Origin of the sequence: Mycolicibacterium helvum (assembly GCF_010731895.1) — a bacterium.
Lineage (GTDB): Bacteria > Actinomycetota > Actinomycetes > Mycobacteriales > Mycobacteriaceae > Mycobacterium > Mycobacterium helvum.
Map to the genome: position 1 here is coordinate 1,201,773 of NZ_AP022596.1, position 25,384 is coordinate 1,227,156.

The window sequence follows — 25,384 nt, forward strand, 5'->3', positions numbered from 1 at the left end:
ATGAGTAGAGCCCCCGCCAACGAGAAGGGCGCGCAACGATCCGTGCACGAGGCAGCGGCCAAGCAGATCTGGCACGCCTGCCCGGTGCTGCGACGCTGCCGGTCCCACGCCATCGAGACCAATGAACAGCACGGCATTTGGGGTGCCACAACGCCGGGAGAGCGAAGTGCCCTGCGCGGGCGCGACGTCAGAGGTGCGTGACGTCGTAGACGTCTTCGGCATGCCTGGCCCGGATGGTCTTCTTGTCGTACTTGCCGACGCTGGTGCGTGGAATCTCCTCGATGAATGTCCACCGCTCCGGCAGCCACCACCGAACGACCTTGTCGGACAGGAAGTTCCGGAGTTCCTCCGGGGACACCTCGGCGCCTTCATGAAGCACGATCGCAGCCAGCGGACGTTCCTGCCAGCGTTCGTCGGGCACACCAACCACCGCCGCCTCCCGTACCGCCGGGTGGGCGATCAGGTGGTTCTCCAGCTCTACCGAGGAGATCCACTCGCCGCCGGACTTGATGACGTCCTTGGCCCGGTCGGTCAGCGTGATGTACCCCTGCCCGTCGATGCGGCCGACGTCACCGGTGCGCAGCCAGCCGGACTGGAACTTCGACTCGTCGGTATTGCGGTAGTACGAGCCGGTGATCCACGGTCCGCGCACCTCCAGCTCGCCCACCGCCTCGCCGTCGTTGGGCAGCACCGCACCACCGTCGTCGACGATGCGAGCCTCGACCCCGCACATCGGCCGGCCCTGTGTACCGCGGACCTCCCAGACCTTGTCCTCCGGTGTATTCGGCGCAGGCCAGGCCAGAGTGGCCATCGGCGAGGTCTCGGTCATCCCCCACAGCTGGCGGATCTGCACGCCGTAGCGCTCTTCGAACGTCTTCATCAGCGACACCGGCACCGCCGACCCACCACAGGCAACCAACCGCAGCGACGAGATGTCGTGGCCGGGGTTGCGGTCCAGGTGGTTCATCACGTCGTTCCAGATCGTGGGCACCGCACCGGCCACCGTGGGGCGTTGCGTCTCGATCAGATCCACCAGTGACGTGGCGTCCATGTAGCGGTCGGGCAGCACGATATCGGCGCCGGCCATCAGCGCCGCATACGGCAGCCCCCAGGCATTGGCGTGAAACATCGGCACGATCGGAAACGCCTTGTCCGAGAAGCTCAGTCCCATGCCATTGCCACTGCAGACTGCCATCGAGTGCAGGTAGCTCGACCGGTGGCTGTACACGACCCCCTTTGGGTGGCCGGTAGTACCACTGGTGTAACACATTGCAGCGGCCGAATTTTCATCGATGTCCGGCCACTCGAACTCCGCCGACTCCGCGGCGGTGATCTCGTCGTAGCGCACCACCCGCTTGCCGCAGGCCGCCAGCGGGGCAAGATCTCCGGAGCCGACGGCGATCACGGTGTGCACCGTCTCCATCCGCGCTAACACCGGAGCCAGGATCGGCACCAGCGACAGATCGGCGATCACCACTTGGTCCTCGGCCTCGTAGGCGACGAACTCGATCTGTTCAGGGGAAAGCCGGATGTTCAGCGTGTGCAGCACGGCCCCCATCGACGGCACCGCGACGTAGGCCTCCAGGTGTTCCTGGTTGTTCCACATGAAAGTGGCGACGCGCTGGTCACCCTGCACGCCCAGGCGCCGCAGCGCGTTGGCCAGCCGACCGGCCTGCTGGCCAACCTCCCGGTAGGTGGCGTGCCGGTAGCCACCGCCGGTTGCGGTGGTCACCGTCCGGTCGCCGTGGACGGTGACGGCGTGGCGCAGGATCGCGGCGACGGTCAGGGGAAAGGACTGCATGGTGCACTGCATGGGCCCGAATCTATCGCGGCGGGCATACTCACCGGGTGTTGGTAGGAAAATCGATCGCTCTGTTCGTCGCCGCGGCAGTTCTGGAAATCGGCGGCGCCTGGCTGGTGTGGCAGGGGGTCCGCGAACACCGCGGCTGGCTATGGGCCGGCTTTGGCGTAATCGCCTTGGGTGCTTATGGTTTCGTCGCGACGCTGCAGCCCGACGCGCATTTCGGCCGGATCTTGGCAGCTTACGGTGGCGTGTTCGTGGCGGGATCGTTGCTGTGGGGCATGGCGGCCGACGGATTCCGTCCGGACCGCTGGGATGTGACCGGTTCGCTGATCTGCCTGCTGGGTGTGGCGTTGATCATGTACGCCCCACGGGGTGGCTGAACCGTCGCGGGAACGTTTTCGGCGGCCATGACGATGTAGTTGGAGGATGATCAGGTCGAAAAAGAGGAGGCGGGGTTATGCGGACCCCAATAGCACTTGCCGCAGCGGCGGCAGTGAGTGGCATCATCGCAGGACCGGCCGCGACGGCGTGGGCCGATTCCGCGCAGAGCACGATCAGCGAGTTGCAGCAGCAGGGTTACACCGTCAACATCGATCGCATCGGGACAGGCCCGATGTCGAAGTGCGTGGTCACCAACGTGCGTAATCCCCAGACTGTCACCCAGTGGGTGCCCTACACGGGTCCTGGACGCGGCAACAATGATCGCAACTTCCTGGTGCCGGTCGTGACCAGCCAGACGATCTCGGTGTCGCTGGACTGCAGCGCGCACTAGTCGCCGGACTGCAGCGCGCACTAATCGAGGTCGACGCGGATGGTGAGCAGGTTGTCACCCATCGCGCGCACCGCGGCGCTGTTCATGCGCGGTAGTTGGGCCAGCCTGGCCCGCGCATCGTCCTCGGGTAACAGGGTGGCCGTTCCGCTGTGCCAGCGCCCCCGGACGCGAACCCGCACCCGCGGGTTGGCCTCGATATTGCGTACGTACTGCGATCGGTCACCAAACTCCGACACCAGCCAGAACTCGTGTCCGGCCAACCGGCCGCCGATCGGGGTACGCCGCGGTTGCCCGGACTTCCGCCCGGTGGTTTCCAACAGAGTCTGAATCGGTACCGCCCGCATCACCGGGTTGGCGATGTGACGCTGGACCAGGCCGACGATGCGCTGCCGAGCAGTCAAAGTCATGACTCCATCGTTGCAGGCGGCTCAGGATGCTGCGGCAGCCAACTGTTGCCGGCGCTGGGGGGCCGTCTCCAGGCGCATTGCGGTGATCGCACCGGCGTAGTCAGCCGCATACAGCCGGCTGCGCACCGGGTCGGCGGCCAGGCAGGACAGCTGCGGGCCGAGGACGACACTGTCGACGATCTCGGTGGTGGCGGTGCACAGCACGGCGATCTCGTTGCGGTCGACGATGTAGGCGCAATTGCCACCACGGCCCAGTACCAGCTGCGTGGGCACACCGCCCATCGCGATGGTGTCGGTGACGCGGGCGCCGGCGACGTCGATGACGTGGATCGCGCCACCGAACTCGGCGTCCCAGCCGGTGCCAAAAACAGTGCGGCCGTTGGGCATAACCGCGATGTCGCCGATTGATCCGGAGATCGCGACGAGGTCGTAGACCGCACGGTCGGATGTGTCGATGATCGCCAGTAGACCGCCGGCAGGTGTGGTGAGTGCCGCGAACAGGCGGGTGCCGTCAGCGCTGACGCACAGCGATTCAACGGAGGTGCCCGGCCCGGCCGGAATCTCGATGGTGGCGAACTTGCCCGTCTCGATGTCGACGACGGCGATGTCCACGATGTCGTCGGCGGTCCGCGCGACATAGAGGACGTCGGCGCTGGGGCTGACCGCCAATCCACCGGCAGTCATCTCAAAGGTCTTGGCGGCCAATGGCATCCCGGTACGGGTATCGACGGCCACGACAGCGTCCACCTCGTTCGAGGCAGCACTCACGTAGGCGCGGTCGCCCACGACTACGGCCGCGTATGGCTCACTGAGGCCGTCGATGGTGGCGGTCACCGTCAGCGTGGCGGCGTCGATGACGCACACCACGTCCGCGCCGTAGTGCGCGGTGACCAGGTAGCGGCCATCGGGGCTGACGGCCATGTCACTGACCGGCCCGTGCCCCGGAGCCAGCGTCCTGGCGACGGTGACGACCGGCGCGGCGATCGGCTCGGTCAGCGGCTCGAGTTCGGCGCCACCCAGCAGCTGCGGGAGCAGATCACCGATCGGGTTGCGCCGGATCGCCGGTAGCGAGGACAGCCACAGCGAGTGCGCAGCGGCAGCCCGCTCGGCCACCGCAACGGCGCCGCCCTCGAACACTTCCGTCACACCCGTTGCGTTTGCCATGATCTCGTACCTCCGCCGGCCTGAGTGCGGCCGGGCATTGTCTTTGGTTCGTTGTGCGTTACCTGGCGGTAACTGCCTGGCACGAGTGTAGCTAGTGAATTCACGGAGAATTCGCGGCTTTTCAGAACCTAATTCCCCGGCACCCCACCGATCTCAGCAAGCACATAGGCAAGGATCGTTATCAATTCGTTGCAATGCCGTGGACGGTTCCGAAAAATGTCCAATGACGTGCATGTTTTGATCGAATCAAGATCATGAATCACATGCTTGAATGCGGCTCGGGCTTAGATTTTCTTACCCCGCCAGAGCTAAAAGAGGCCGAAATCACAATGCCTCAGCCGCGTCTAAATTCTTAAGGGAAATTCTTAGGTTATAGACCGTATCGGCAGCCCTGGGCGACCAGGTAGTCGTACTCTCGATCTTGATTGAGATCAAGTTCGCTGATCGGCGCAGTTAACGAGTGAGCCTCAACAATTCGCTAGTGGTCCAGATCACACCGTCGGTTCGACGGTCTCCCCGCTGCTCGCCGGATCGCTGCCGAGCACGTCGGACGGCACCGCATGAGCGACAGTCGTACCGTTGGCGGCCCGTTCGATCGGGTGCGACGGACGGTGCGCAATCATGCCGGCCGCCCAGTCGCCGCGACCCGATCACCGCCGATTTTGCAGAATGGCTTCGATATTGCGTTCCGCGAGTGCGGTGATCGACATGAATGGGTTGCAACCTAGATAACCGGGGAACAGCGACGCGTCGTTGACGTAGAGCTTGTCGTAGTGCCTCACCCGTCCGAACAGGTCGGTCGCCAGGCCTCGAACGCAGCCGCCCATCGGATGAACGGTGTTGGGGGCGAACACCTTCCCGCCGAACAGGTCGTCGCGGTAGCGCACCCCGTTGGCCCGGGTGATTTTGTCGAAGACCGCTCCCGCCCGCTGGATCAGATGATCGGTGTAGTGCTGCGGCCAATCAATGTCCACCGAGTCCGCATTGCGGTCGTAGGTGATCTCCGCCCGGTCGGCGGTCTTGACCATTACGTAGTAACCCAGCGCATGAGTCTCGACAGGGAGCGGGATCGCGAAGACGCTTGCGTATACCGGATTGTCCGGGTCATCGCGACCGTCGATGTTGATCAACCCCATCAGGGACTGGTCTGTTCCGGCGGGGTCCTCGTCCTTGAGCATGTGCCCGACCATGACATCGCCATTGTTGCCGTATCCGCGGCCGACGTCTTCGCTCAAGTCAGGCAGAACGCCCGTCTCCCTGGCCCGCAGCAGCAGTTTGGTCGTACCAAGCACCCCGGCCGCGAGATAGAGCTGATCGCAACCGATCTCGTTGCGGTGCAGCTCTTTTCCCCACCGGTCGATCTCACGGGTGGAGACCACCCACTCTCCGGACGGTTCCCGCCGGATGTCGGTGACCTCGGTGAGGGCCTTCAACGTCACCTTGCCGGTGGCCAGCGCATTCGCAAGGTACGTCTGGTCGACGCTGCCAACCCGCCCGTAGTTGTTGCCGTACTGCTGCTCGAAGTTGAGAGCCGAACGCGGAACCTCACCGGCCTCCTCCCTGCGCAGATAGTCGAACGAATAGGCGCTGCCGTTGTAGTCCACGCCGTATCCGGCCGCAGCGGCGTACTGACGACCCACCCGGGCGAACTGCAGACACGGGGTCTGTTCGAACCAGTCCATGTCGCGATAGCTGATCTGAAGCATCCTGTTGGCGCGCTGGATATACGTGCCGAGGAACTCCGCCGGGTCGATATCGGGGAAGGAATCGCGCACCTGCTTCGGCGTCGGCACCGCGGCGATGGCGGCGTTGATCATCGACCCGCCACCAACGCAGGCTCCGCGAAAAACACTGTGGGCGCCAAAGTCGGTCTTCTCGCAAATACCCGCCTGAACCGGTTCCGGGGAAGCGACGTGCGCGGCAACATCTTCGATCGAGATGCCTTGGAACGACGGCACCAGGCTGGGCGCGACGGCACTGAACCAGCCGGCCCGAGTGTCGGGAGGCAGCATCCGGGTGAAGCGCTTGCCGTCATAGTCCGGGGTATCCCAGAGTTTCCCCCGCTCCAGGATCAGCGTGTCCACCCCGGCCTGGCCGAGCCGCAACGCTGACACGCCTCCGCCATAACCGCTACCGATAACGATGGCCGAGTAGTGCGGCCGGTCGGGAGTCCGGTGATCAAGAACCAGCCGTCCCAGCGCGGCACCGCCAGCACCCATTGCCATAGCACCGAGGAAATGCCTGCGGGAGATCGCCGTCATGGCGCCGGGACGCCGCGTGTGGATCTCGCCGGCCCCGACGCTGGCGGAATTGGGAGTTCCACGCGACTCCTCACCCCGACTGCCCATTCCCCACTGTCCCAGCCCGTACCGGCGGGGGCCGCCTGCGTACTACAACCGTTGCTCATAGTACGAAAGCAAAGAACATCCGTCTATCTCCAGCGATTGCCAGTGACGTTGCAACGATGGCGCCAGCAAATCAATCCCATCGGCCATCGTCCCAGGATAGTCGGCCAGCTGCCGGACGGCGCATCGATCCCGCCAGTTAATGCGGCCATTCCCCACGGTTCTGGCTGATGGCCAGGTGACCACGCCGGGAGGCCCCGCTACTAATCATTCGGGTTCACCGAGGGACAGGCCCCGAACGGCGCTACCCCACAACATCGAGATGTGAGGGCGACACGCAATCATGGCAATGATGTCTGAGTTTGCAGAATGGCTCATTCACAGGTAAACAAAGACGCATGCCTGCAGCCGCGCCCCACCACGGCCGGCTCACCAAGCGCACTGGCGCCCAAGCGCCGGACTGGCGGGATCCGAAGCGACACCTCTGGCTCCTCGGAACGATCGTCCCAGGTCTTGTCGGCCTGTCCTGGCTGGGCGTCCATCTGACCGGGGATTCGGCGTTCTGGTGGTGTGGCGCGGTCATCACCTTCATGCTCGTCCCGCTACTCGATCACCTGGTGGGAGCGGATACGGACGGCCTTGCTGACAGTGCCTTGGCCTGGCTCGAGGACGACCCTTTTTATCGGTGGGCGACCTACCTCTACTTACCGTGCCAATACCTGTCGCTGGTGTTCGCCTGCTGGCTTTGGGCCGGCGGCGGGTGGCTGACGATGAGCCTGTCGGACAAGTTCGGCCTGATGTTCACCGTCGGGTTCATCGGCGGATGCGCCATCAATGTCGCCCACCAACTCGGCCACACCCGGACACGTTCTGAGATGCGACTCGCGAAGATCGCCCTTGCACAGAGCTGCTACGGGCACTTCTTCGTCGAACACAACCGCGGTCACCACGTCCGCGTCGCCACCCCGGAAGACCCGGCCAGCTCGCGTCTCGGGGAGAGCCTCTATGCCTTCATTCCCCGGTCCGTCGTGGGCGGCACCATCTCGGCGTGGCGCATCGAGGCCAGACGGTTGGCTCGCCACGGCCGATCCCCGTGGACACTGCGCAACCACGTGCTCAATGCGTGGGTGATGAGTGCGGCGCTGTTCGCGGTTCTCGTGCTCTGGTTCGGAGTGACTGTGCTCCCATGGTTGTTGGGCCAGGCCATCGTGGGCGTGTGCCTGCTGGAGACGGTCAATTACATGGAGCATTACGGGCTGCGACGGCAGAAGTTACCCAACGGCCGCTACGAACGAGTCCGGCCAGACCACAGCTGGAACAGCGACACGATGGTCGCAAATGTCTTCCTTTTCCACCTGCAGCGGCATTCCGACCATCACGCCAACCCCCTGCGGCCTTACCAAGTGCTGCGCCATCGCGAGGAGGCACCTCAGTTGCCTGCGGGCTACGGCAGCATGATGCTCATCGCCATGATCCCACCCTTGTGGCGGCGAATCATGGACCATCGAGTGCTCGAGCATTACGGGGGCGACATTCGCTTGGCGGGGCTGGGCTCGCGCGCCGCGAAGGCCTATGGCATACGGGGTTCGGCGACCGGCCTTAAGGCAGACTGACAGGAAGCCATCACGCGCGGTGGTTGGGTCATGACCTGATCGAGGAGCACGAGCCGATGAACCCCGATGACGACCCCGAGAAGCGCATCCAGGAACTCGAACGCCCGCTGACCGACCAGGCCCAGACCAGCGAACTGGGTACCGCAGGCCCTCCCGGTGGTTGGCCACCGCCCCCGCCGGGATACTACGGTCCGCCGATGCCGCCGCCGTCGGTGCCGTCGCCCGGTTCCGGCATCCGCATCGGCTGGATTGCGCTGGCGCTACTAATCGTTGGACTGATCGTCGGCGGCGGGGCGATCGTGGCCACCTCGCTGTTCGCCGTCAACCGCTCGGGTACTCCGACTGTCCCCAGTGGCGGTGGCACGTTCACCACCGCCACTCGCCCCAGCCACAGCACCCCCACTTCCCCTGCGCCGTCCAGCTCGGCGGCCACTGTGACGATGCCCGCGCCGGGCGGCAACCTCAGTGTGGCCGGTGTCAATGCGAACAAGCGGATCGCCTGCGACGACAGCGTCGTCACCATCAGCGGCATGGACAACACGGTGGTGCTCACCGGGCACTGCACGCTTGTTCAGGTGTCCGGCATGAACAACATCGTGACGATCGACGTCGCCGACACCATCAATGCCTCCGGGATGGACAACAAGGTCACCTACCACAGTGGCTCACCGAAGATCACCAAATCCGGCTTCGGGAACACCGTCGAGCAGGATTGACGATCAACTCCGGTGTACGAAATACATTGTGGCTCAGCCAGAATCCGCTCGGCCCTGGCGCGGCCGAGGCCCCGACGGCCATAGGCTGCGGGTCTCCGGCATGTCAAGTCCTAGTTCGCGCACACGTCGGGAGCATCCCCGAGAATCGGCGCGTCGGCGGGAAGGGTATCGGTGAGCACCGCCTGAGCCTGTGATCCGGACTCGCTGACCACCCGGCTGCAGGACGAGGCTCTAGACGATCAGCGTCGTCGGTGGCTTCCCAACCTGACCCACAGGGCCTCGCGCCGCCAGCGATTCGCGGTTCCCCGAGCACGCGGCAAGCCATGGCGTTAGCGTGAACCACGCACCCACAATCGGGAAACGGGAGGGGACCGCATGCCAACCAGATGGGTACGGCGAATTTCTCGACGAGGTACCGGCCGGGCGGCCGCCACAGTGGCGGTGGCCGCCTTGTTGTCGCTATTGGCCGCCGGTCTGTTCGCCCCCGCCCGGGCGTCCGCCGATGGCGAGACCTATCTGGTCGCCACCGACACCACCTTCGCGCCCTTCGAATTCCAGGACAAGCAAGGCAATTTCGTCGGAATCGACATGGACCTCATCCGCGCGATCGCCGACGACCAGAAGTTCAAGGTTGACATCAAACCGCTGGGCTTCGACGCCGCGCTCCAGGCCGTCCAGGCCAACCAGGTCGACGGTGTGATCGCCGGCATGTCCATCACCGACAAGCGCAAGCAGGTCTTCGACTTCTCCGAACCATACTTCGAGTCCGGTGTTCAGATGGCCGTGCTGAAGACGAATGACGACATCAAGTCCTATGACGATCTGCGCGGCAAGAAGGTGGCCGTCAAGAACGGTACCCAGGGTGCCACCTTCGCCAACTCGATCAAGGACAAGTACGGCTTCCAGGTTGTCTCGTTCGCGGACTCCTCGTCGATGTTCGATGAGGTGAAGACCGGTAACTCGGTGGCCGTGTTCGAGGACTACCCGGTGCTGTTGTACGGCATCGCGCAGGGCAATGGCTTCAAGACGGTCACCCCCAAAGAGGAGCCGACCGGGTATGGGTTCGCGGTGAACAAGGGCCGCAATGCCGAACTCATCTCGAAGTTCAACGCCGGCTTGAACAACCTCAAGAAGTCCGGGCGCTACGACGAGATCATCAACAAGTACCTCGGCGAAGGCGCCGCCAACGACGACAACTCGTTCTTCGGCCTGATCAAGAGCACCTACCCGCTCCTGCTGCAAGGCCTGAAGATGACCGTCATCCTGACGGTTGTCTCGATCGCCATCGCGCTGGTGCTGGGCATCATCTTCGGCCTGTTCCGGGTGTCTCGAGCGATCTGGCTGCGCGCGATCGGCACCACCTTCGTCGACATCTTCCGCGGTACTCCCCTGCTGGTGCAGGCGTTCTTCATCTACTTCGGCATCCCATCGGCTCTGGGCTTCCAGATGAGTGCGCTCACGGCGGGCATCATCACGCTGTCGCTCAACGCCGGCGCCTACATGACCGAGATCGTGCGCGGCGGTATCCAGTCAGTCGACAAGGGACAAATGGAGGCGGCCCGCAGCCTGGGCATCGGCTATCTATCGACAATGCGGAAAGTGATTCTGCCGCAGGCTATCCGGACGATGATTCCGTCCTATATCAACCAATTCGTGATCACGCTTAAGGACACCTCGATCCTGTCGGTGATCGGCATCGCGGAGTTGACCCAGACCGGGCGGATCATCATCGCGGGCAACTTCCAGTCGTTCAACATGTGGCTGATCATCGGCATCATCTACTTCGTCGTCATCATGGCGCTGACGAAACTCTCGGATCGCCTCGAGAAAAGGATCGCGAAATGACCGAACTCGTCCCCGAGTCCGCAGCCACCGAGCCTGCGGGCACCGTCAAGATCCAGATCGAGAACCTCAAGAAGGCTTTCGGCGAGCTGGTGGTGCTCGACGGCATCACCACCGACATCAAGCAGGGCGAGGTGGTGTGCGTCATTGGGCCGTCGGGCTCGGGCAAGTCGACGTTCCTGCGCTGCCTGAACAAGTTGGAGGACATCACTGCAGGCAAAGTGATGGTCGACCATTTCGACCTCACCGACCGCAAGGTCGACCTGGACAAGGTGCGCCAGCACATCGGCATGGTGTTCCAACACTTCAACCTGTTCCCGCACATGACGGTGCTGCAGAACGTCATGTTGGCGCCGCTGACGACCAAGAAGATGGACAAGACCGCCGCCGAGAAGAAGGCGATGGAGCTTCTTGGCCAGGTGGGGCTGGCCGAGAAGGCCAACGTCAAACCGGCCACCCTGTCCGGCGGGCAGAAGCAGCGCGTGGCGATCGCTCGCGCATTGGCGATGGACCCGTCGATCATGCTGTTCGACGAGGCCACCAGCGCGCTGGACCCGGAGATGGTCGGCGATGTGCTTGAGGTGCTGCGCCAGCTCGCCCAGGGCGGGATGACGATGGTGGTGGTCACCCACGAGATGGGCTTCGCCAGGGAGGTGGCCTCTCGGGTGATCTTCATGGCCGACGGCAATATCGTCGAGGACGACTCCCCCGACGAGGTGTTCGGCAACCCCAAAAGCCCACGGCTGCAGGAGTTTCTGTCGAAGGTGCTCTGAACACGACCGGCAACCTAGAGAAGGGAATCGGCATGAAAGTTCTGTACGTCGCAGAGGCACTAGCCACCGGCGAGGGCCGTGATGGCCACGGGCGAACCTCCGATGGCAAGCTCGACCTGGACCTGAGCATTCAGAAGGAGCTGGGCGGCTCGGGTGTCGGCACCAATCCCGAGCAGCTCTTCGCCGTCGGCTACGCCGCGTGCTATCACTCCGCGCTGCGGCTGGTCGCTCGCGAGGAGAAGGCCGATGTCACCGATTCGGCTGTGGGAGCCAAGGTTTCGCTGGGCAGCAACGACGCCGGCGGTTTCGTCCTCGCCGTCGAACTCGAGGTCGTCCTGCCCAATGTCGACCACGAATCCGCCGTCGCGCTGGCCGACAAGGCCCATCAGGTGTGCCCGTACTCCAACGCGACCCGGGGCAATATCGACGTGAAGCTGACCGTCACCGACGATTGAGGATCATGCGGGCCGCGAAGAGGTCGGCCTGTCCTTCTTTTCCTCGTACATCAGTTCGTCAGCGCGGGCGAGCAATTCGTCGATGGTGTCGACGTCGGCTGAATTCACCTGCACCATGCCGATACTGGCCGATAGCACATACGTCCGGTCGCTGTCTTGGTTGAACCGCTCGAAGGCATCGAGGAGACGATTCCGCAGCGTCGCCTGATCGCAATCGGGTTCGATGATCAAGACGCAGAACTCGTCGCCGCCGATGCGCGCGATGACGTCGAATTCGCGCAAGGTGCCGCTCAGCAGGTCGGCAACATCAGCCAGGAGGGCGTCCCCCATCTCGTGCCCCTGAGCGTCGTTGACCAGTTTCAGACCGTCGACGTCGAGGAACACCAGCAGACAGGAACTGCCCTGTCGTCGCGCGGCGTGCAACGCGGCATCCGATCTCAGATAGAAGCCCCGCCGATTGTTCAACCCGGTCAGCTCGTCGGTGATCGATAGCTTGTGGATCTCGTCGTTGGCCCGTTCGAGTTCGGCGGTCCTGTCCCGCACCCGCTGTTCCAGCTCGGAGTAGAGCTGCACATTCTCCATGGCGATGGAGGTCGAGTCGGCCAGCGCCTGCAACAGAAACACGTCCTGTTCGGTCGCGTGGCGCTGATAGGACCAGTAGTTGCCGATCGCCCCGATCGGGTCGACCTTGCGGATCGGGACCATGACCATACTTTTGACGAACGTGGGCCGGTAAGCCTCCCGCGGCACGCGCTCGTCGGCGTAGATGTCCGGAATCACCACGGCCTCGCGATGGTGCATCGCCCAGCCGCTGACACACTTCTCCAGGGGAAAGCGGCTGCCCTTCCACAGCGGTGCGATCGCGTACTCATCGGCGTAGTAACAGAACCCGTTGTCCTTGAGCACGAAGGACGCGCCGTCACAGCCGGTCAGCTCGCGCGCGGCAGTCCGCACGATCACCTGGATCTCGGGCAGGCTGCGCGCCAGCGACAGCTCCTGAACCGCACGCAGCAACCGCTCCATGCGTTGCATGTAGTCGCCGTCGATCGAGACTTCGACCGTCATGAGCACCTCCGGCAGCCCCCCGCTGCCAAGGTCACAACTCATGTCGCTTCTTGACGGCAAGTCCGGGCAAAGTATAGGCCCACTACACCAGGGCGAGTGGCCATCGTCTGAACCTTTGCTCCACATGCTGATTGCGCAAATGCCGCCTACGAGAAGTGGGTGTGCGGCCGGGGCAGCGTTGTGCCGTCGACGGTGATCTCGAGCTTCTCGTTGTAGAAGGCAACCAAGTTCGCAATCGACGCAACCGCCGGTAACGGAGTGTCGTAGGTCCAGGCTAGATCGTTATGCAGCGCGTTGGCGACCCGCACCGACCAATACTGCGACGTCACGCCCTTGTAGGGACACAAGGTCTGGGTGTCCGCCGACTCGAGGTGCTCGAACGCGATGTCGGTGCGGTCGATGTAGTACCGCGTCGGCAGGCCGGTTTCGAACAGCAGCACGGGGCTCTCGGTGTCCGCCAGCAACACACCATCCAGTTCGACTCTGACGTGGCGATGTGAGCGCAGTGCGTCCACCCGAACGTAGGGGTTGCGGGGGTGGCCGTAGATCGGCTCATCCTCCTCGAACCAGCTCAGCGCCGACCAGTCGAATCGCACAAATCCCGCGACCGGGCCATCACCATCGTCGAACACGCGCGCCGCCGAAGGGTGCGTGTCCGACTCGCCGGCCAGGGTGAACATCCGCGACGCGCCGAACTGCACGTGCTGCGGGTGGTCCTCGTCTAGCAAGAACTCGTCCCGGACGTCGGACCGCGGGATGTAGTACTGCGGGTGGTACGGGATCTCCCACACATAGCGGGCCGCCGTGGTGTCGAAAACGAGCTGGCTCCCGAGGTAGCCACGGACCCGCCGGGGCGACGGTTCAATACGGCCCCGGGTTGCGGCAACCTGCGGATAGTCGGTGACGGGCTGCTCGGATGCTGTACTCACGCTGGACTCCCTTGCCGTGGATGACGTCACCTTCCATGATGACCAGCGCTGGGGGGGGTGAAGGGCACGGCGTCACGAAACCAATAGGACTGGTAACTGCCTGAGCGGATGGCATGAGTTGACTGACAGTGTTGACCTGAAAATGCCTGAATAACGGTGATTTTGGCGAAACCTCGCGGGTTGCGCGGGCGATCTTCGCGCCGGCTGGCCGTCAATCTTTGTCGGCTCAAAGAAGACGGCACCACGCTGCGACGCATGGTTATAGCCGGTTACCCGCCCCCTTCGCCCGCAGACCGGGTGACCGTCGCGCTCGCGTGCGCGCTACGCAAGGTGGTGTGGTGGCTGCGGACCCCGAAAGAATCCGTTCCTGTCGTCGAGAAAGTGCTTCGCGGCGGGCTTCTCATACCCGTCTTCGCGGCCTTGTCACTGCTGCTGCGCGCCCGCGCCCGGCTGGGCCACTCGGTCCAACTACCGGGCGGCACTGGGTTCGGCGCCACGCTGATGTGCCGTCTCCCCGACCTCATCGCCACCTATATTTGGGTCTTCCAGGAATGGGAACCAGACCTGACCCGCTTCATCACAAGCAGACTCCGCGACGGGGACGTGTTCGTCGATGTTGGCGCGAATATCGGCTACTACTCGCTGCTTGCCGCCAAATCGGTCGGTGACGGTGGCGGCGTCGTGGCTGTCGAAGCGTCACCGGCGATGTTCGACGATCTACGCCGCAACACTCTGGCCAATGACCACGGCGATCGCATCCGCGAGGTGAACAAGGCGGCCGCCGCCAAATCGGGGACACTGACGGTCTTTGCCGGTCCACGACACAACGCCGGGATGTCGACCACGCTGCCGACCCGCGGGCTGCATGTCGAGTCGACGGTCCAGGCATTGCCGCTCGACGAGATCCTGACGTTCCAGGAGATCACGTCGACGCGACTTATCAAGATCGATGTCGAGGGCGCCGAGCCCGACGTCCTGGCAGGGATGGGCAACCTGATCGGCTCGATGCGCCCCGATACGGAGATCGTCGTCGAACTTTCGCCGCGCTGGTGGCCCGACCGGCGGCTCCTGCCTCTGGACGTGCTCCGACCGTTTATCGACGCTGGCTTCAACGTCTACAGGATGAAGAACAGCTACTCTGCCTGGCGGTACTTGTGGCCCAACGAGGTAAGTGACGCAGTTCGACTGCGCAGTCCCCTGACCAGACGAGTATCGCGACTCGACCTCGTGCTGTCCCGCTACGACGGCGACAGCCTGGCGATCGACGCGCGGACCGGCTACTGGCTCGCTGACGGACTCAGCAGAATTCGTACTGGACGTCCCAGAAGCCGGGCACTGGATTCCACCAGGTCGAGAAGTGGCCGCCCAGTGCGGGATTGGCGTCATTGATCATTCCCTGCCCGCCGGTCCCCGGGATGAAGCCGGGCGGATCCCAGGTGATGGACAGCGGGTCTCCCGGGGTCTCAGGGGTACAACCGATCTGTTTGAGGAAGTAACCGTCGGTGACCGACCATTCAGCGCTGGCCTGGTCGGGAGTGGGCGGTGGCGGTGCGGCATGCGCGACGCCCGCCGCAGCGGCGATCAGTGCGGCAGCTATACCTGTCGCCAGTGGCACGCGGCGTCGATATGGCATCGCACCACGGTAGACCACACCGGGCCGTTCGACATGGCAATCGTAGTCAGCGGCGAACGTCGGGTGGCACCATGCCCGGCGTGCCCGCGGCGATCACCGCGCGGTTACGTTCCGCCACAACCGGAATCGGCATCTTGACCTTCCACCGGTCGTAGCTCAGGAAACCGTTGACCTCATTCTCGACGTCGGTGGTCTGCGTGTAGATGGCCGCAGACAGGCCGGTCCTGCGGACAATGTCCTCCAGTCTGCGGCTGACTTCGACGTAGCGATCGGTGAGGCGCGCAGGGCTGTCGGCCATCTCGTAGGCCTCCGGGCGACCCGGCCACCGATTGCCGTCGAGCACCAGCCCCAACCCGCCGTACTCACCGTCGACCCGAACCCGGTTGTCGGCGGGGATAGAGCCTTTCGAATGTGCCTTCATCAGGTCATCGTGGATCTTGGGCTCGCCAGGACCGACATAGGTGTGATCGTCGTAGATATCCCCGGCCAGGGTATCGCCGCGCGACTTGCAGCAGTTCACCCCGCTGTTGGCGTCCACCATCCGGGTCGGGTCCGCGGCCTTCACCACGCCGGCGATCCGGGCGGTGTCGAACTCACCCCAGCCCTCGTTGAACGGCACCCAGCCGACGATCGACGTCACGCTGCGCAGCTGATCGATCATCGCCAGCAGCTCTTTTTCGAAGTTGGCCTTCGCAGCCGGAGTCGGCTCGGGGGCGGGACCCACCGGAATGGCGAGGGACACATCGAGCGAGGGCATGTCCTGCCACACCATCAATCCCAACTTGTCCGCCCAGTAGTACCACCGGGCAGGCTCGACCTTGCCGTGTTTGCGCACGAAGTTCATCCCGAGATCCTTGATCCGCATGAGATCAGACTTCAGCGCGTCATCGGTTGGCGCGGTGTAGATTCCGTCCGGCCAGTAGCCCTGGTCCAGCGGGCCGTGCAGGAAGGTGATCCTGCCGTTCAACGCGATGCGCGGCCTGCCCTGAGGATCGAACATGGTGCCGATCGTGCGCAGGCCGGCATAGCTGGAGACCGCGTCGACCACCTTGCCCGTCGGGCTCACCAGGGCGACCTGCAGGTCGTACAGGTATGGGTCGTCGGGAGTCCACACGTGTGGCTTGCGGATCGGCAGGCGGATCGTGTCACCGGCCCCGGCGGACGCGACCGAGACCACCCGGCCGCCAGGCTCGGAGACGAACACCACGGTGCGCTGCCCCCTGGTGCCGGCAACCCGCGGCGTGACAGACATACTCGTCAAATCGGTGCTGATGTCGACCTTGTTGATGTAGGTGGCATGCACCGGCTCCATCCACACCGTCTGCCAGATCCCTGACGCGCCGGTGTAGAACAGGCCCTCGGGGTCGTTGCGCTGTTTGCCGATTGGGAAGGGGGCGGCCTCGTTGCGGTCCTGGACCCGCACGGTGATCTCCTGGGCGCCCGGTCCCCGCAGCGCGTCGGTGATGTCGACGGTGAACTCGGTATAGCCGCCCTCGTGATGGGCGACCTGTTGGTTGTTGACCCAGACGGTGGCGATCTGATCCACGGCGCCGAAGTGCAGCAGCACATGTTGTCCCTGCCAGTTGCTCGGCAGCTTGACGACCTTGCGGTACCACATCTCGTCGTCGTGCCGCGCGATGCCGGACAAGGCCGATTCCACGGGGTACGGGACGAGGATCTGCTCACGGTAGGCCGCCGGGGGCGGCGGGGCCGCCAGGACCGTTCCTGCGGATCGACCCATATAGCCCCAGACCCCGTTGAGGTTCAGCCAGGCGGTCCGCGTCATCTGTGGCCGCGGGTAGTCGGGCAACGCATTGTCGGGTCCCACCAAACTGGTCCACGGCGTGGGCAATAGCGCCGGCTTCGGATGCCACATGACCACCGCGTCGGCCGGCGGGCTTCCGATCATGGCAAAGGCCAACAGGCTCAATACAACTGCTGAGAAACGGCCGAGCCAGATGCGACGGCGGGGACGGTGCCGCCAAGGCGACAGCGCGATGTCGTCGCTCACGCTATTCACCCCCGGGCTAGAGACCAACCGTGGCGCACGCGCCCCTGCACGACCGTGTTTCTGCACAGCAAACGAACCGATCCAGTCGCGACACGAAGTGGTCCGGCGGTGCTCTGCGGGTTGGCGCGAGACTGACCGGGAAGATGCGATGCCGTACGCACTGTAACGAGTAAGATCCCAGTTCGCCACTACCTTCCAACGTGTTTCGCACAGCAATGTTTCGATCGTCGACCTGGTTCGATCACTTCCTGCGGCTGGGGTTTACACCGCCATCACGGCCTCGGCTTTCACCCTGTCCCACACACGAGATTCATAGCTTCCAGCAAACCCTGGGCGGCGTGTCGCAAACATGTCTGTCGGGTATGGCACCATCGCCACGTGGTGTCACGGACTAGCGACCGAGGGACGACGATCCCGGTCATCGCGCTCACCGGGTATCTGGGGGCGGGGAAGACCACATTGCTCAACCACGTGCTGCGCACCCCACAGGCCCGGATCGGCGTGGTAATCAACGACTTCGGAGAAATCAATGTCGACGCCGGGTTGATCAGCGGCCAGATCGACGAACCGGCGTCGATCGCTGGTGGCTGTATCTGCTGCTTGCCCGACGACGGCCAGCTGGACTCCGCACTGGCCCGGCTCGCCGACCCCAGGCTGCGGCTGGATGCCATCATCGTGGAAGCCAGCGGCCTCGCCGATCCGGCGGCGCTGGCCCGCATCATCGGATTCAGCGAGATCGCCGGCGTCCGCGACGGCGGCGTTGTGGACGTGGTGGACGCCGTGCGACATTTCGACACCGTCGACTCCGGCGGCGGCGTGGCCCCCGCCCGGTATGGTGCGGCGACGTTGGTGGTGGTGAACAAACTCGATCAGATCCCGGACGCTCACCGCGACGCCACGCTGCGACGTATCGAAGCCAGGGTGCGGGAACGCAATTCACGGGCCCATGTCATCGGTGCTACGAATGGGCAGATCGACCCGAACTTGCTGTACGACGTCGCCGCCGCGAACGATGCGACGGGCCAGCTGTCGTTTCGCGATGCGCTCTTCGACGAGCCGGTGAGCGCGCACGACCATGTGCATGCCGATTCGGTGACCGTGACCGCCGAGGGGGCCGTCGACCCCGAACAGCTCATGGAGCTGCTGGAGTTTCCGCCCGCGGGCGTGTACCGGATGAAGGGCGTTGTGGCAGTGCGTCATCGGACCGGCGTCCGCGGCTACCTGGTCAATGTCGTGGGGCCTGCGGTCCATATCGCGCGCGGTGCCGCATCGTCGGGTGCGGAAAGCCATCTCGTCGCGATCGGAACCCATTTCGACACCGAGCTCACGCGATCGCGGATGGCCGAGGCGCTGCGGATGGCGGACGGGCCGATATCGGCCACCGCGCAGCGGCGCTGGCAGCGCTACCTAGCAAGGAGCTGACAGCACGGTGCCCCACCCTCTAGCGAGGATGGGGCACCGTGGCGAATCAGCGTGTGGCTAGACCTTCTTCGATACGAAGATCGTCTCGAAACCGGTGGACTGCCAGGCGTTCATGAAGGCACCGATCGTGACGGGCTCGCCGTACGGATACTTCTTGACCCAGTTGCCGTCCGCGTCCTGGACCAGTTCGCCCTGGATCGGGTTCCCGCTGTCGTTGAGATAGACGATGCCATTCGCGGTATCCACCGCGACCACAACCACGCCGTGGTTGGGCTCCGTCCAATCGGGGATGCCATCGGTACTGCCCGCACAGTCACCCGTGGTGCACTGAACCGCTGCCCAGACCGTCTGGGAGTTGATCACGACGATCGCCGCATTCCCGCGGGCGATATTCGCCTCGAGGTCGCGAAGCGCCTGTTGCCCCTCGGTGATCTTGTAGGACTGGACTTCCGCGTGAACTTCGTTGCCGTAGCGGTAGTTCAACAGTGCGGCGGTATCTGGGGCGTTGGCACCATCCGGGCTGTTCTCATCGATGTAGATCACCTTGCCCGGGTTGATGACGCTGTTGGTGGTCTTCGCGTAGTTGACGATCTCAGCTTCAGAGGGTTCTAGCTCCACGCTGCCGCGGAGTTGCCCCACCGCCATCGCGCCGGCCATCAGGATGCAGTTGCCATAGCTCTGCTTCACCCAGTACTTGGCATTGTCGGTATTCCCATAGAAGCCGTCCCCTGTGACCGTGACCGAAATCAAGGTAGAAGAGGTGTCGGGCTGGGCCAGCCCGACGGCAACAGCCCAGGAGTGCAACAGGTTCTGCACGTCGCCCAGCACTCCCGGCAGCCGCGCCCCGGCTCCGTTCTCCGCCGTGATGACAAACGAATCAGTCATCCCCGGTTTCACCAGAGCCTGATTGACTTGGTAGGTGTAGCTGCCGTTCGCCTCGCGGGTGACCGTCCCGTACCTCGGTTGGGTGGTCACGGTGTAGGTGACACCGTAGCCGTTATTGCTGTAGGCGTTGACGTCGACACTGATCGGCTTGTTGGGCCCGTCACCCGCGCTGAGGCTGGTAAGTACCGCGGGCGAGGTGTTGAAGAAGATGTAGTTCAGCCGGCCGATGAAGTTATTCCATGTGGACTGCGGTGAGGGAAGTTGCGCCGCGGTGGCTTTCGACGCCACAGATGTCGCGCCCGGTGTGGGCGGGGCGGGGATTCCGTTATCGCCGGCCGACCCTATATCGCCGTTCCTGGCTCTGCTGCCCGCAGGGTTGTCACGAACCGAGCCTTGACCGCCCTGACCCCCACTTCCGCCATAACCGCCGGTCTCCCGGCCCGCGCCGCCGTCGGCACCACCGTCGCCGCCGTCACCGCCCGTACCGCCGTCGGCTCCGTTAACGCCGCTGTAGCCCTTCCCGCCGGCGCCCCCGGTGCCACCTGCACCACCGGTGCCACCAATTCCGCTGACGCTGACGCTCGAGCCGGCCCCGCCATCGCCACCACGACCGCCGTTGCCGGCGACGCCGGCAACACCGCCGACCCCGTAGTACCGGTAGTCGGTGCCCACGACCGTCCGGCCACCGAAGCCACCGGAACCGCCTGCGCCGCCGGCGCCGCCCGCACCACCGTTTCCAGCGAACGCGGTGTTCGTCGCTGCCCCGCCGGCGCCGCCCGCCCCGCCATTGCCACCGCGGCCGCCGTTACCGCCGGATGTGTAGAACTCGTCGTCGGCTGTGCCCTGGCCGAGGCCGCCGGCACCGCCAGCACCGCCGGCACCGCCGGCACCACTCGCGCCCCAGCGGCCGTTCGATGGAGTGAAGAAGAAGTACCGTCCCGAACCGGGGTCGCCACCTTCCTGACCCCCGGCACCGCCGGCGCCCCCGTTGCCGCCGTCACCGCCGGGCTTGACTGGATCGTCGCTGTCTTTGATGTTGATTTGGTTGGCGCCGGATCCGCCGTCGCCACCTTTACCGCCCGCGCCGCTGTCACCACCGTCGCCGCCGCGGCCGATGAACCAGCTGCCGTTGCCTCCGTTACCGCCGCTCCCCCCGGCCCCACCGGGCTTGCCGTCGGTGCCGTTAGGCGTATCGCTCGGCGTGCCGTCGGGGTTCCTGATCGAGCCGTTGATGCCGTACAAGCCGTTTTGGCCCACACCCCCCCGCCCGCCACTGCCGCCGGCGCCGAGGATCGACAGTCTGCCGACGTCACCACCGTCACCACCGTCACCACCGCCGTAGCCGCCGTCGCCGCCGCTGCCGCCGCTGCCCATCCAGAGCCCGCCATCGCCGCCGCCGCCACCCTTGCCGCCGGTAACGGGCGTGGTGCTGGTACGCGCGGCATCGCCGCCGCCACCACCTGACCCGCCGATAGCGAACAGCGACAACCGCCCTCCGTCACCGCCGTCACCGCCGTCACCGCCGTTGGTACCCACACCGCCGTAACCGCCCGCACCCGCGCGACCCGACAACGACACCAATCCGGTGTTGCCACCGGCGCCGCCGACACCGCCGTCAGCACCGACGCCGTAACCGCCGCCACCGGCGCCGCCTGCGCCGCCGTTCCCGTTCAGCAGTCCGCCAGTACCACCGCGGCCACCAGTACCGCCCTTGGCCCCCTGGGGAACAGGTCCACCGTTTGTTTGCGCGGCGCCACCCGCGCCGCCAGCCCCGCCGTTGCCGTATAGCCCGGCCGAGCCACCGTTGCCACCACGGATATGCCCTTCCAGAGACTGTGCGCCCGTACCGCCGGCACCACCGTTGCCCGTCACCAGGCCACCCGCGCCACCGTCGCCGCCGCGGCCACCGTTGAGCCCGAGCACGCCTGCACCGCCGGCACCACCGTTGCCGAACCAGCCTGCCGCGCCACCGTTTCCGCCGTTGAATCCGTTGCCGCCGTTACCGAGAATGCCGCCGTTGCCGCCGTTGCACGAAACCGCCGCCCCGCACGTACTTGCAGTCCAGGAGTAGCCGTTGCCAATGATGATGCCGCCGTTGGGATGTGCGGCGGTGCCGTTACCGAAGAAGAAACTCACCAGCGTCTGGAGACCCCCGCCGACTCCGACCGCGGCCGACCTCGGCGTCTTGCTAGCCGACGCCACCGCAGCAGCGGGAACGGGCGGCGCCGAGCTCTCCGAGGACGCCGCCGGTGTGGCGCTGGTGGTGACGGTGCTGTCCTGCACCGCGGTCTTCTTGGTGCCCCGAGAAGGGCGCACCGGGCTCGATGAGCTCGGCTTCTTTCTGGCCGGGCCAGCATGGGCTTTCGACTTCGGCGACTCACCGGATGACGAACTGCTCGACGCGGACGATCCCTTCGAGGCTGCCGAACCGGTCGAGTCGGCGGCCGCCACAGCCGGTACCGAGGCAATTGCGGCGCCAACGCCGAGCGCAACCGCCGAAGCACCAATCCAGGTCAGCACCCGCAGGTGTCCAGGCGCCGACTGCTTCGGCGCGGCAATGCCGCCGAACTCAGCCGGCAACATCCGTAGCTCATGGACATCGGACGCGAATCGATCGGTCGAACTCATATGGGCAACTCCCCGTTGTAGCCATAGTTTGATTGACGGCAGGCTCACAGAAACCTGACAGCAAGACGGAGCATAAGGGCAACTAACTAACGCGTCTATATTTGCTTGAAAACTAGTTCACCGCGTCGGCAAGCCGTTGCCACTTGGGCATTGCGCGTTAACTGTCAGACTCGCGGCTCAAAACCAAAATCGCGGCAGTCGGGTTTGGCACTCCGCGGAGGTCAGTCCATAGGCATCAGTCACGACCTGCGCGACGTTGGATACCACGCCGATTAGTCGTTCAGCAACAGCATCTTTCGTTGGTGTCCGAGGAGAACTTAATGCCGGACATCCCCTGGGCGGAATCATCAGCCCTCGGAAACACCACTCTCCTACCCGCTTTCCCACCCATTTCGCTGCGATAAACCTACGGTTCCGAAGGTTGCTCTTAGCAAATTGACGCATGCGACATTCATTCGCTGGAGCGTCCATTATGTGTCGGCCTCTGGCACTTTTTGACACTCCGTAGCAGTGACGGTCAGAGGTCGACGATGACGTCCTCGGACGGTGTCGCGACGCACAGCAGGATGTTCCCCTCGGCCGGCGGTTCCAGCGGCTCGAGTTCATAGCGAACCTGGCCCGACAGCAGCGCCGTCTCGCAGGTGTGGCAGACCCCGGTGCGGCACGACCACTGCGTCGGCACGTCGCATGCCTCGGCGAATTCGAGCAAGCTGGTGTCGGCTGACCGCCACGGAGCCGACAGCCCGCTACGCGCGAACTGCACGTTCGGCCCCGCCCCGGGTGGCCCGTCGGGGAGGTGTGGCGGCTTCAGGGGCGCAGCGGCGATGCCCGGGGTGATCGCGTCGTGCGCGCCGAATCGCTCCGAATGGATGCTGCCGACGCTGATCCCACAGGCAACGAGGCCGTCGCTCACCGCGTCCATGAATCGCTCCGGCCCGCACACGTAGACGTCTGCCTCAACCGGTAGCCCCATCTCTCCCAGTGCTTCTGCCGAGAGTCGACCCTGTAGGTCGTAGTCGGCACCGAGCTGGTCGGTGGTCCCCGGGCTGCTGTAGAAGACGCGCGATTGACCGTGCGGCAGCAGATTCAACAGACCACGCGCTTCGCGTGCGAACGCCTGCTCGGTGCCGTTGCGGGCGCTGTGAAGCCACCAAACAGGACGACTCGACCCGCTCTCGGCCAAGGAATAGAGCATCGCGAGCACCGGGGTGACGCCAACGCCTGCCGACACCAGGATCACCGGACTCGAGCTGTCATCGAGGAAGAAGCTCCCCCGTGGCGCCGCCACCTCGATCAGATCGCCCACCTTCACGTGGTCGTGGATGTAGGCACTCACAGTTCCCATGGGCTCACGCTTGACGCCGATGCGGTACTCCGCCGAACCGGGTTCGTTGGACAACGAGTAGTTACGGACCAGCGGCGACCCGGCCTGCCCGACGGGAATACGCACCACGATCGACTGGCCGGCAAGCCATTTCGGCAGTGCTGTGTGGGCGGGGTCGGCCAACAGCACTGAGCGGATATATCTGCTCTCGTCACGCACCGCGGTGACCTTCAGCGGCCGGAATCCCGGCCAGGCCGGCGGCGGTGCGGCCACTCCGATCAGCCCGCTATTGCCGGTTGCCGGGTCCTGCTCGAGCAGACTCCGTAGTGAGGTCTTCCAGCCCGGGCTCAACGCCGGAATGTCCGCCGCGCGTTGCAGCGCCTCGCGCGGATGGCCCGGGAGGTAGAGCAAGGCGTCAATCTCGGCGACGCTGACCCGGTGTGGGCCGTCGGCGATTTTGACCACGTCGTGCCCAGCCGCCACTTCGCCCTCGGTCAGCACGCGGCAGTAGAACCCGGGTCGGTGATGCGAGACCAGCAGGGCGGCCATGCGTGGCTCGCCGATACGCATGCCGACGCGGTAGCAGGTCACCCGGGGCTGCGTCACCTCGAGGACCACGTCACCGATCCGGTACCGATCACCGATGCAGACCTCGTCGTCGGGCAACCCGTCGACGGTCAGATTCTCCCCGAACGCGCCGGGGGTCAGGTCGTCACGGCCGAGCACGGTCGCCCAATGATCATAGGAGGCAAGCTGATACACCAGTACCGCTCGGTTTTCGCCTCCGTGGCCACCGAGATCGCCCTGGCCGTCACCGTCGATATTGAGTCGGCGGACCAGCCGCGGACCGGTCACCGGGGTCTTCCACGAGCCGGTGTAGACGGTGCGCCCGTTCCACTCCACGTCCTTAGGAAGCCCCACGTTGACCGACACCAGTTTGGCCATATCCGTCACCGTTGGCCGTCCGCGAGTTGCTCACGCAGGCGGGCATTTTCAGCTTGTAGCGCGCTGAGCTGATCACGCAGTGATGCTATGGCCGATTCAAGCTCAGCGACGGTGAAGCGGGGCGTGATGTGCTGTTGGCAGTTCCAGTCATAGGCCTCGACGGTGACGAGCACGGCGCGCTCGATGACCGCGTCATACGTGTCGTCGGTCAAGGACTTCACCAACTCGGGGTCGTCGTCGGCGGTCACGATGCGGGCGTGGCCGAAGATCTTCAGGCGGCGCTGGTTCGCATAGTCGAGGGCGATGATGGCAACCCTGTCATCGCCGCTGACATTACCGGTGCTGATGTACTGGAGGTTGCCGCGGAAGTCAGCCCAGCCGATGGTGTGCTCGTCCAGGGAATGGATGAATCCGGGTTTCCCACCGCGGAATTGGACATACGGCCAGCCGGTCTCCGACACCGAGGCGAGAAAGAACCCGTCGCGCTCGCTCAGATAGTCCTTCTCGTCGTCGGTGAGCGAGTCAACGCCCGGCGATGCCGTGCCCGTCGCGACCTTGCGGCCGTAGAACCCTTCGCTGCCGTGCTCACCCTGGACGGCGCGGACATCGTCGGTGAACGCGATCGACGCGTAATGCTTGCTCATACCCCTC

The 25,384-nt window shown here is 64.7% G+C and carries 22 protein-coding genes; 10 read left to right on the forward strand and 12 right to left on the reverse strand.

Translation table 11 applies throughout. The features are described 5' to 3' along the window. Positions 1–201, forward strand: a complete 201-nt coding sequence (locus G6N38_RS05415) for a WhiB family transcriptional regulator (RefSeq protein WP_163746600.1) — start codon at positions 1–3, stop codon at positions 199–201. Here G6N38_RS05415 and G6N38_RS05420 read toward each other — a convergent pair. Next, on the reverse strand, positions 188–1,813 hold the full coding sequence (locus G6N38_RS05420) for a fatty acid--CoA ligase (protein WP_163746601.1): 1,626 nt from the start codon (positions 1,811–1,813) through the stop codon (positions 188–190). The genes G6N38_RS05415 and G6N38_RS05420 overlap by 14 nt on opposite strands. Positions 1,814–1,848: 35 nt before the next feature. Between G6N38_RS05420 and G6N38_RS05425 the strand changes: the two genes are divergently transcribed. Both G6N38_RS05425 and G6N38_RS05430 read left to right on the forward strand, forming a co-directional pair. After that, a complete protein-coding gene (locus tag G6N38_RS05425) occupies positions 1,849–2,184 on the forward strand; it encodes a YnfA family protein (protein ID WP_163746602.1) in 336 nt (111 codons plus the stop codon). A gap of 77 nt (positions 2,185–2,261) precedes the next feature. Next, positions 2,262–2,576, forward strand: a complete 315-nt coding sequence (locus tag G6N38_RS05430; protein ID WP_163746603.1) for a hypothetical protein — start codon at positions 2,262–2,264, stop codon at positions 2,574–2,576. 20 nt (positions 2,577–2,596) lie between these two features. On the opposite strand, the gene G6N38_RS05435 is transcribed toward G6N38_RS05430, so the two are convergent. From G6N38_RS05435 to G6N38_RS05445, 4 genes are all read right to left on the reverse strand, one after another. Beyond that, the gene (locus G6N38_RS05435; RefSeq protein ID WP_163746604.1) at positions 2,597–2,983 is read right to left on the reverse strand and encodes a nitroreductase/quinone reductase family protein; all 387 of its coding nucleotides are present in this window, start codon (positions 2,981–2,983) and stop codon (positions 2,597–2,599) included. Between the two features lie 21 nt (positions 2,984–3,004). After that, a complete protein-coding gene (locus G6N38_RS05440) occupies positions 3,005–4,147 on the reverse strand; it encodes a YncE family protein (RefSeq protein ID WP_163746605.1) in 1,143 nt (380 codons plus the stop codon). Positions 4,148–4,638: 491 nt separating this feature from the next. Further along, entirely contained in the window at positions 4,639–4,770 is a 132-nt protein-coding gene (locus G6N38_RS30970; protein WP_281357890.1) for a hypothetical protein, read from the reverse strand. Positions 4,771–4,797: 27 nt separating this feature from the next. Beyond that, entirely contained in the window at positions 4,798–6,495 is a 1,698-nt protein-coding gene (locus G6N38_RS05445) for a GMC oxidoreductase (protein ID WP_322790555.1), read from the reverse strand. A gap of 395 nt (positions 6,496–6,890) precedes the next feature. Between G6N38_RS05445 and G6N38_RS05450 the strand changes: the two genes are divergently transcribed. From G6N38_RS05450 to G6N38_RS05470, 5 genes are all read left to right on the forward strand, one after another. After that, on the forward strand, positions 6,891–8,105 hold the full coding sequence (locus G6N38_RS05450; RefSeq protein WP_163746606.1) for an alkane 1-monooxygenase: 1,215 nt from the start codon (positions 6,891–6,893) through the stop codon (positions 8,103–8,105). A 56-nt stretch (positions 8,106–8,161) separates the two neighbouring features. Continuing rightward, a complete protein-coding gene (locus G6N38_RS05455; protein WP_163746607.1) occupies positions 8,162–8,821 on the forward strand; it encodes a DUF3060 domain-containing protein in 660 nt (219 codons plus the stop codon). Between the two features lie 375 nt (positions 8,822–9,196). Then, positions 9,197–10,666 (forward strand): amino acid ABC transporter substrate-binding protein/permease, encoded by a 1,470-nt coding sequence (locus tag G6N38_RS05460; protein ID WP_163746608.1) that lies wholly within the window; start codon positions 9,197–9,199, stop codon positions 10,664–10,666. Next, positions 10,663–11,436, forward strand: coding sequence for an amino acid ABC transporter ATP-binding protein (locus tag G6N38_RS05465; RefSeq protein ID WP_163746609.1), 774 nt, complete (start codon positions 10,663–10,665; stop codon positions 11,434–11,436). The genes G6N38_RS05460 and G6N38_RS05465 overlap by 4 nt, the downstream gene beginning before the upstream one ends. A gap of 32 nt (positions 11,437–11,468) precedes the next feature. Beyond that, positions 11,469–11,891, forward strand: a complete 423-nt coding sequence (locus G6N38_RS05470; RefSeq protein WP_163746610.1) for an organic hydroperoxide resistance protein — start codon at positions 11,469–11,471, stop codon at positions 11,889–11,891. 3 nt (positions 11,892–11,894) lie between these two features. Here the strand turns inward: G6N38_RS05470 and G6N38_RS05475 are convergent, their stop codons facing one another. Next, the gene (locus tag G6N38_RS05475; RefSeq protein WP_163746611.1) at positions 11,895–12,956 is read right to left on the reverse strand and encodes a sensor domain-containing diguanylate cyclase; all 1,062 of its coding nucleotides are present in this window, start codon (positions 12,954–12,956) and stop codon (positions 11,895–11,897) included. Between the two features lie 146 nt (positions 12,957–13,102). After that, on the reverse strand, positions 13,103–13,885 hold the full coding sequence (locus G6N38_RS05480; protein ID WP_163746612.1) for a DUF427 domain-containing protein: 783 nt from the start codon (positions 13,883–13,885) through the stop codon (positions 13,103–13,105). A gap of 255 nt (positions 13,886–14,140) precedes the next feature. Here G6N38_RS05480 and G6N38_RS05485 point away from each other — a divergent pair, with 255 nt between their 5' ends. After that, positions 14,141–15,274, forward strand: coding sequence for an FkbM family methyltransferase (locus G6N38_RS05485; RefSeq protein ID WP_163746613.1), 1,134 nt, complete (start codon positions 14,141–14,143; stop codon positions 15,272–15,274). Here the strand turns inward: G6N38_RS05485 and G6N38_RS05490 are convergent. Together G6N38_RS05490 and G6N38_RS05495 are read right to left on the reverse strand one after the other, a co-directional pair. Then, the gene (locus tag G6N38_RS05490) at positions 15,183–15,518 is read right to left on the reverse strand and encodes a hypothetical protein (protein WP_163746614.1); all 336 of its coding nucleotides are present in this window, start codon (positions 15,516–15,518) and stop codon (positions 15,183–15,185) included. The genes G6N38_RS05485 and G6N38_RS05490 overlap by 92 nt on opposite strands. A 46-nt stretch (positions 15,519–15,564) precedes the next feature. Then, on the reverse strand, positions 15,565–17,427 hold the full coding sequence (locus tag G6N38_RS05495) for a glycoside hydrolase family 2 protein (RefSeq protein WP_246227958.1): 1,863 nt from the start codon (positions 17,425–17,427) through the stop codon (positions 15,565–15,567). A gap of 480 nt (positions 17,428–17,907) precedes the next feature. On the opposite strand from G6N38_RS05495, the gene G6N38_RS05500 reads away from it, so the two are divergent. After that, positions 17,908–18,951 (forward strand): CobW family GTP-binding protein, encoded by a 1,044-nt coding sequence (locus G6N38_RS05500; protein WP_246227716.1) that lies wholly within the window; start codon positions 17,908–17,910, stop codon positions 18,949–18,951. Between the two features lie 57 nt (positions 18,952–19,008). Here the strand turns inward: G6N38_RS05500 and G6N38_RS30425 are convergent, their stop codons facing one another. From G6N38_RS30425 to G6N38_RS05515, 3 genes are all read right to left on the reverse strand, one after another. Continuing rightward, positions 19,009–22,464, reverse strand: coding sequence for an Ig-like domain-containing protein (locus G6N38_RS30425; RefSeq protein ID WP_163746616.1), 3,456 nt, complete (start codon positions 22,462–22,464; stop codon positions 19,009–19,011). Positions 22,465–22,981: 517 nt separating this feature from the next. After that, entirely contained in the window at positions 22,982–24,733 is a 1,752-nt protein-coding gene (locus G6N38_RS05510; protein WP_163746617.1) for an MOSC and FAD-binding oxidoreductase domain-containing protein, read from the reverse strand. A gap of 5 nt (positions 24,734–24,738) precedes the next feature. Beyond that, positions 24,739–25,377: a pyridoxamine 5'-phosphate oxidase family protein gene (locus G6N38_RS05515; RefSeq protein ID WP_163746618.1), complete on the reverse strand. Its 639-nt coding sequence runs from the start codon at positions 25,375–25,377 to the stop codon at positions 24,739–24,741. Between the last annotated feature and the right edge of the window lie 7 nt (positions 25,378–25,384).

Excerpts from the sequence above, each read along its gene's own strand:
- G6N38_RS05415 (WP_163746600.1), top strand. The coding sequence starts at position 1 with ATGAGTAGAGCCCCCGCCAACGAGAAGGGCGCGCAACGATCCGTGCAC.
- G6N38_RS05420 (WP_163746601.1), bottom strand. The coding sequence starts at position 1,813 with ATGCAGTGCACCATGCAGTCCTTTCCCCTGACCGTCGCCGCGATCCTG.
- G6N38_RS05430 (WP_163746603.1), top strand. The coding sequence starts at position 2,262 with ATGCGGACCCCAATAGCACTTGCCGCAGCGGCGGCAGTGAGTGGCATC.
- G6N38_RS05435 (WP_163746604.1), bottom strand. The coding sequence starts at position 2,983 with ATGACTTTGACTGCTCGGCAGCGCATCGTCGGCCTGGTCCAGCGTCAC.
- G6N38_RS05440 (WP_163746605.1), bottom strand. The coding sequence starts at position 4,147 with ATGGCAAACGCAACGGGTGTGACGGAAGTGTTCGAGGGCGGCGCCGTT.
- G6N38_RS30970 (WP_281357890.1), bottom strand. The coding sequence starts at position 4,770 with ATGATTGCGCACCGTCCGTCGCACCCGATCGAACGGGCCGCCAACGGT.
- G6N38_RS05445 (WP_322790555.1), bottom strand. The coding sequence starts at position 6,495 with ATGGGCAGTCGGGGTGAGGAGTCGCGTGGAACTCCCAATTCCGCCAGC.
- G6N38_RS05450 (WP_163746606.1), top strand. The coding sequence starts at position 6,891 with ATGCCTGCAGCCGCGCCCCACCACGGCCGGCTCACCAAGCGCACTGGC.
- G6N38_RS05455 (WP_163746607.1), top strand. The coding sequence starts at position 8,162 with ATGAACCCCGATGACGACCCCGAGAAGCGCATCCAGGAACTCGAACGC.
- G6N38_RS05460 (WP_163746608.1), top strand. The coding sequence starts at position 9,197 with ATGCCAACCAGATGGGTACGGCGAATTTCTCGACGAGGTACCGGCCGG.
- G6N38_RS05465 (WP_163746609.1), top strand. The coding sequence starts at position 10,663 with ATGACCGAACTCGTCCCCGAGTCCGCAGCCACCGAGCCTGCGGGCACC.
- G6N38_RS05470 (WP_163746610.1), top strand. The coding sequence starts at position 11,469 with ATGAAAGTTCTGTACGTCGCAGAGGCACTAGCCACCGGCGAGGGCCGT.
- G6N38_RS05475 (WP_163746611.1), bottom strand. The coding sequence starts at position 12,956 with ATGACGGTCGAAGTCTCGATCGACGGCGACTACATGCAACGCATGGAG.
- G6N38_RS05485 (WP_163746613.1), top strand. The coding sequence starts at position 14,141 with ATGGTTATAGCCGGTTACCCGCCCCCTTCGCCCGCAGACCGGGTGACC.
- G6N38_RS05490 (WP_163746614.1), bottom strand. The coding sequence starts at position 15,518 with ATGCCATATCGACGCCGCGTGCCACTGGCGACAGGTATAGCTGCCGCA.
- G6N38_RS05495 (WP_246227958.1), bottom strand. The coding sequence starts at position 17,427 with ATGATCGGAAGCCCGCCGGCCGACGCGGTGGTCATGTGGCATCCGAAG.
- G6N38_RS30425 (WP_163746616.1), bottom strand. The coding sequence starts at position 22,464 with ATGAGTTCGACCGATCGATTCGCGTCCGATGTCCATGAGCTACGGATG.
- G6N38_RS05510 (WP_163746617.1), bottom strand. The coding sequence starts at position 24,733 with ATGGCCAAACTGGTGTCGGTCAACGTGGGGCTTCCTAAGGACGTGGAG.
- G6N38_RS05515 (WP_163746618.1), bottom strand. The coding sequence starts at position 25,377 with ATGAGCAAGCATTACGCGTCGATCGCGTTCACCGACGATGTCCGCGCC.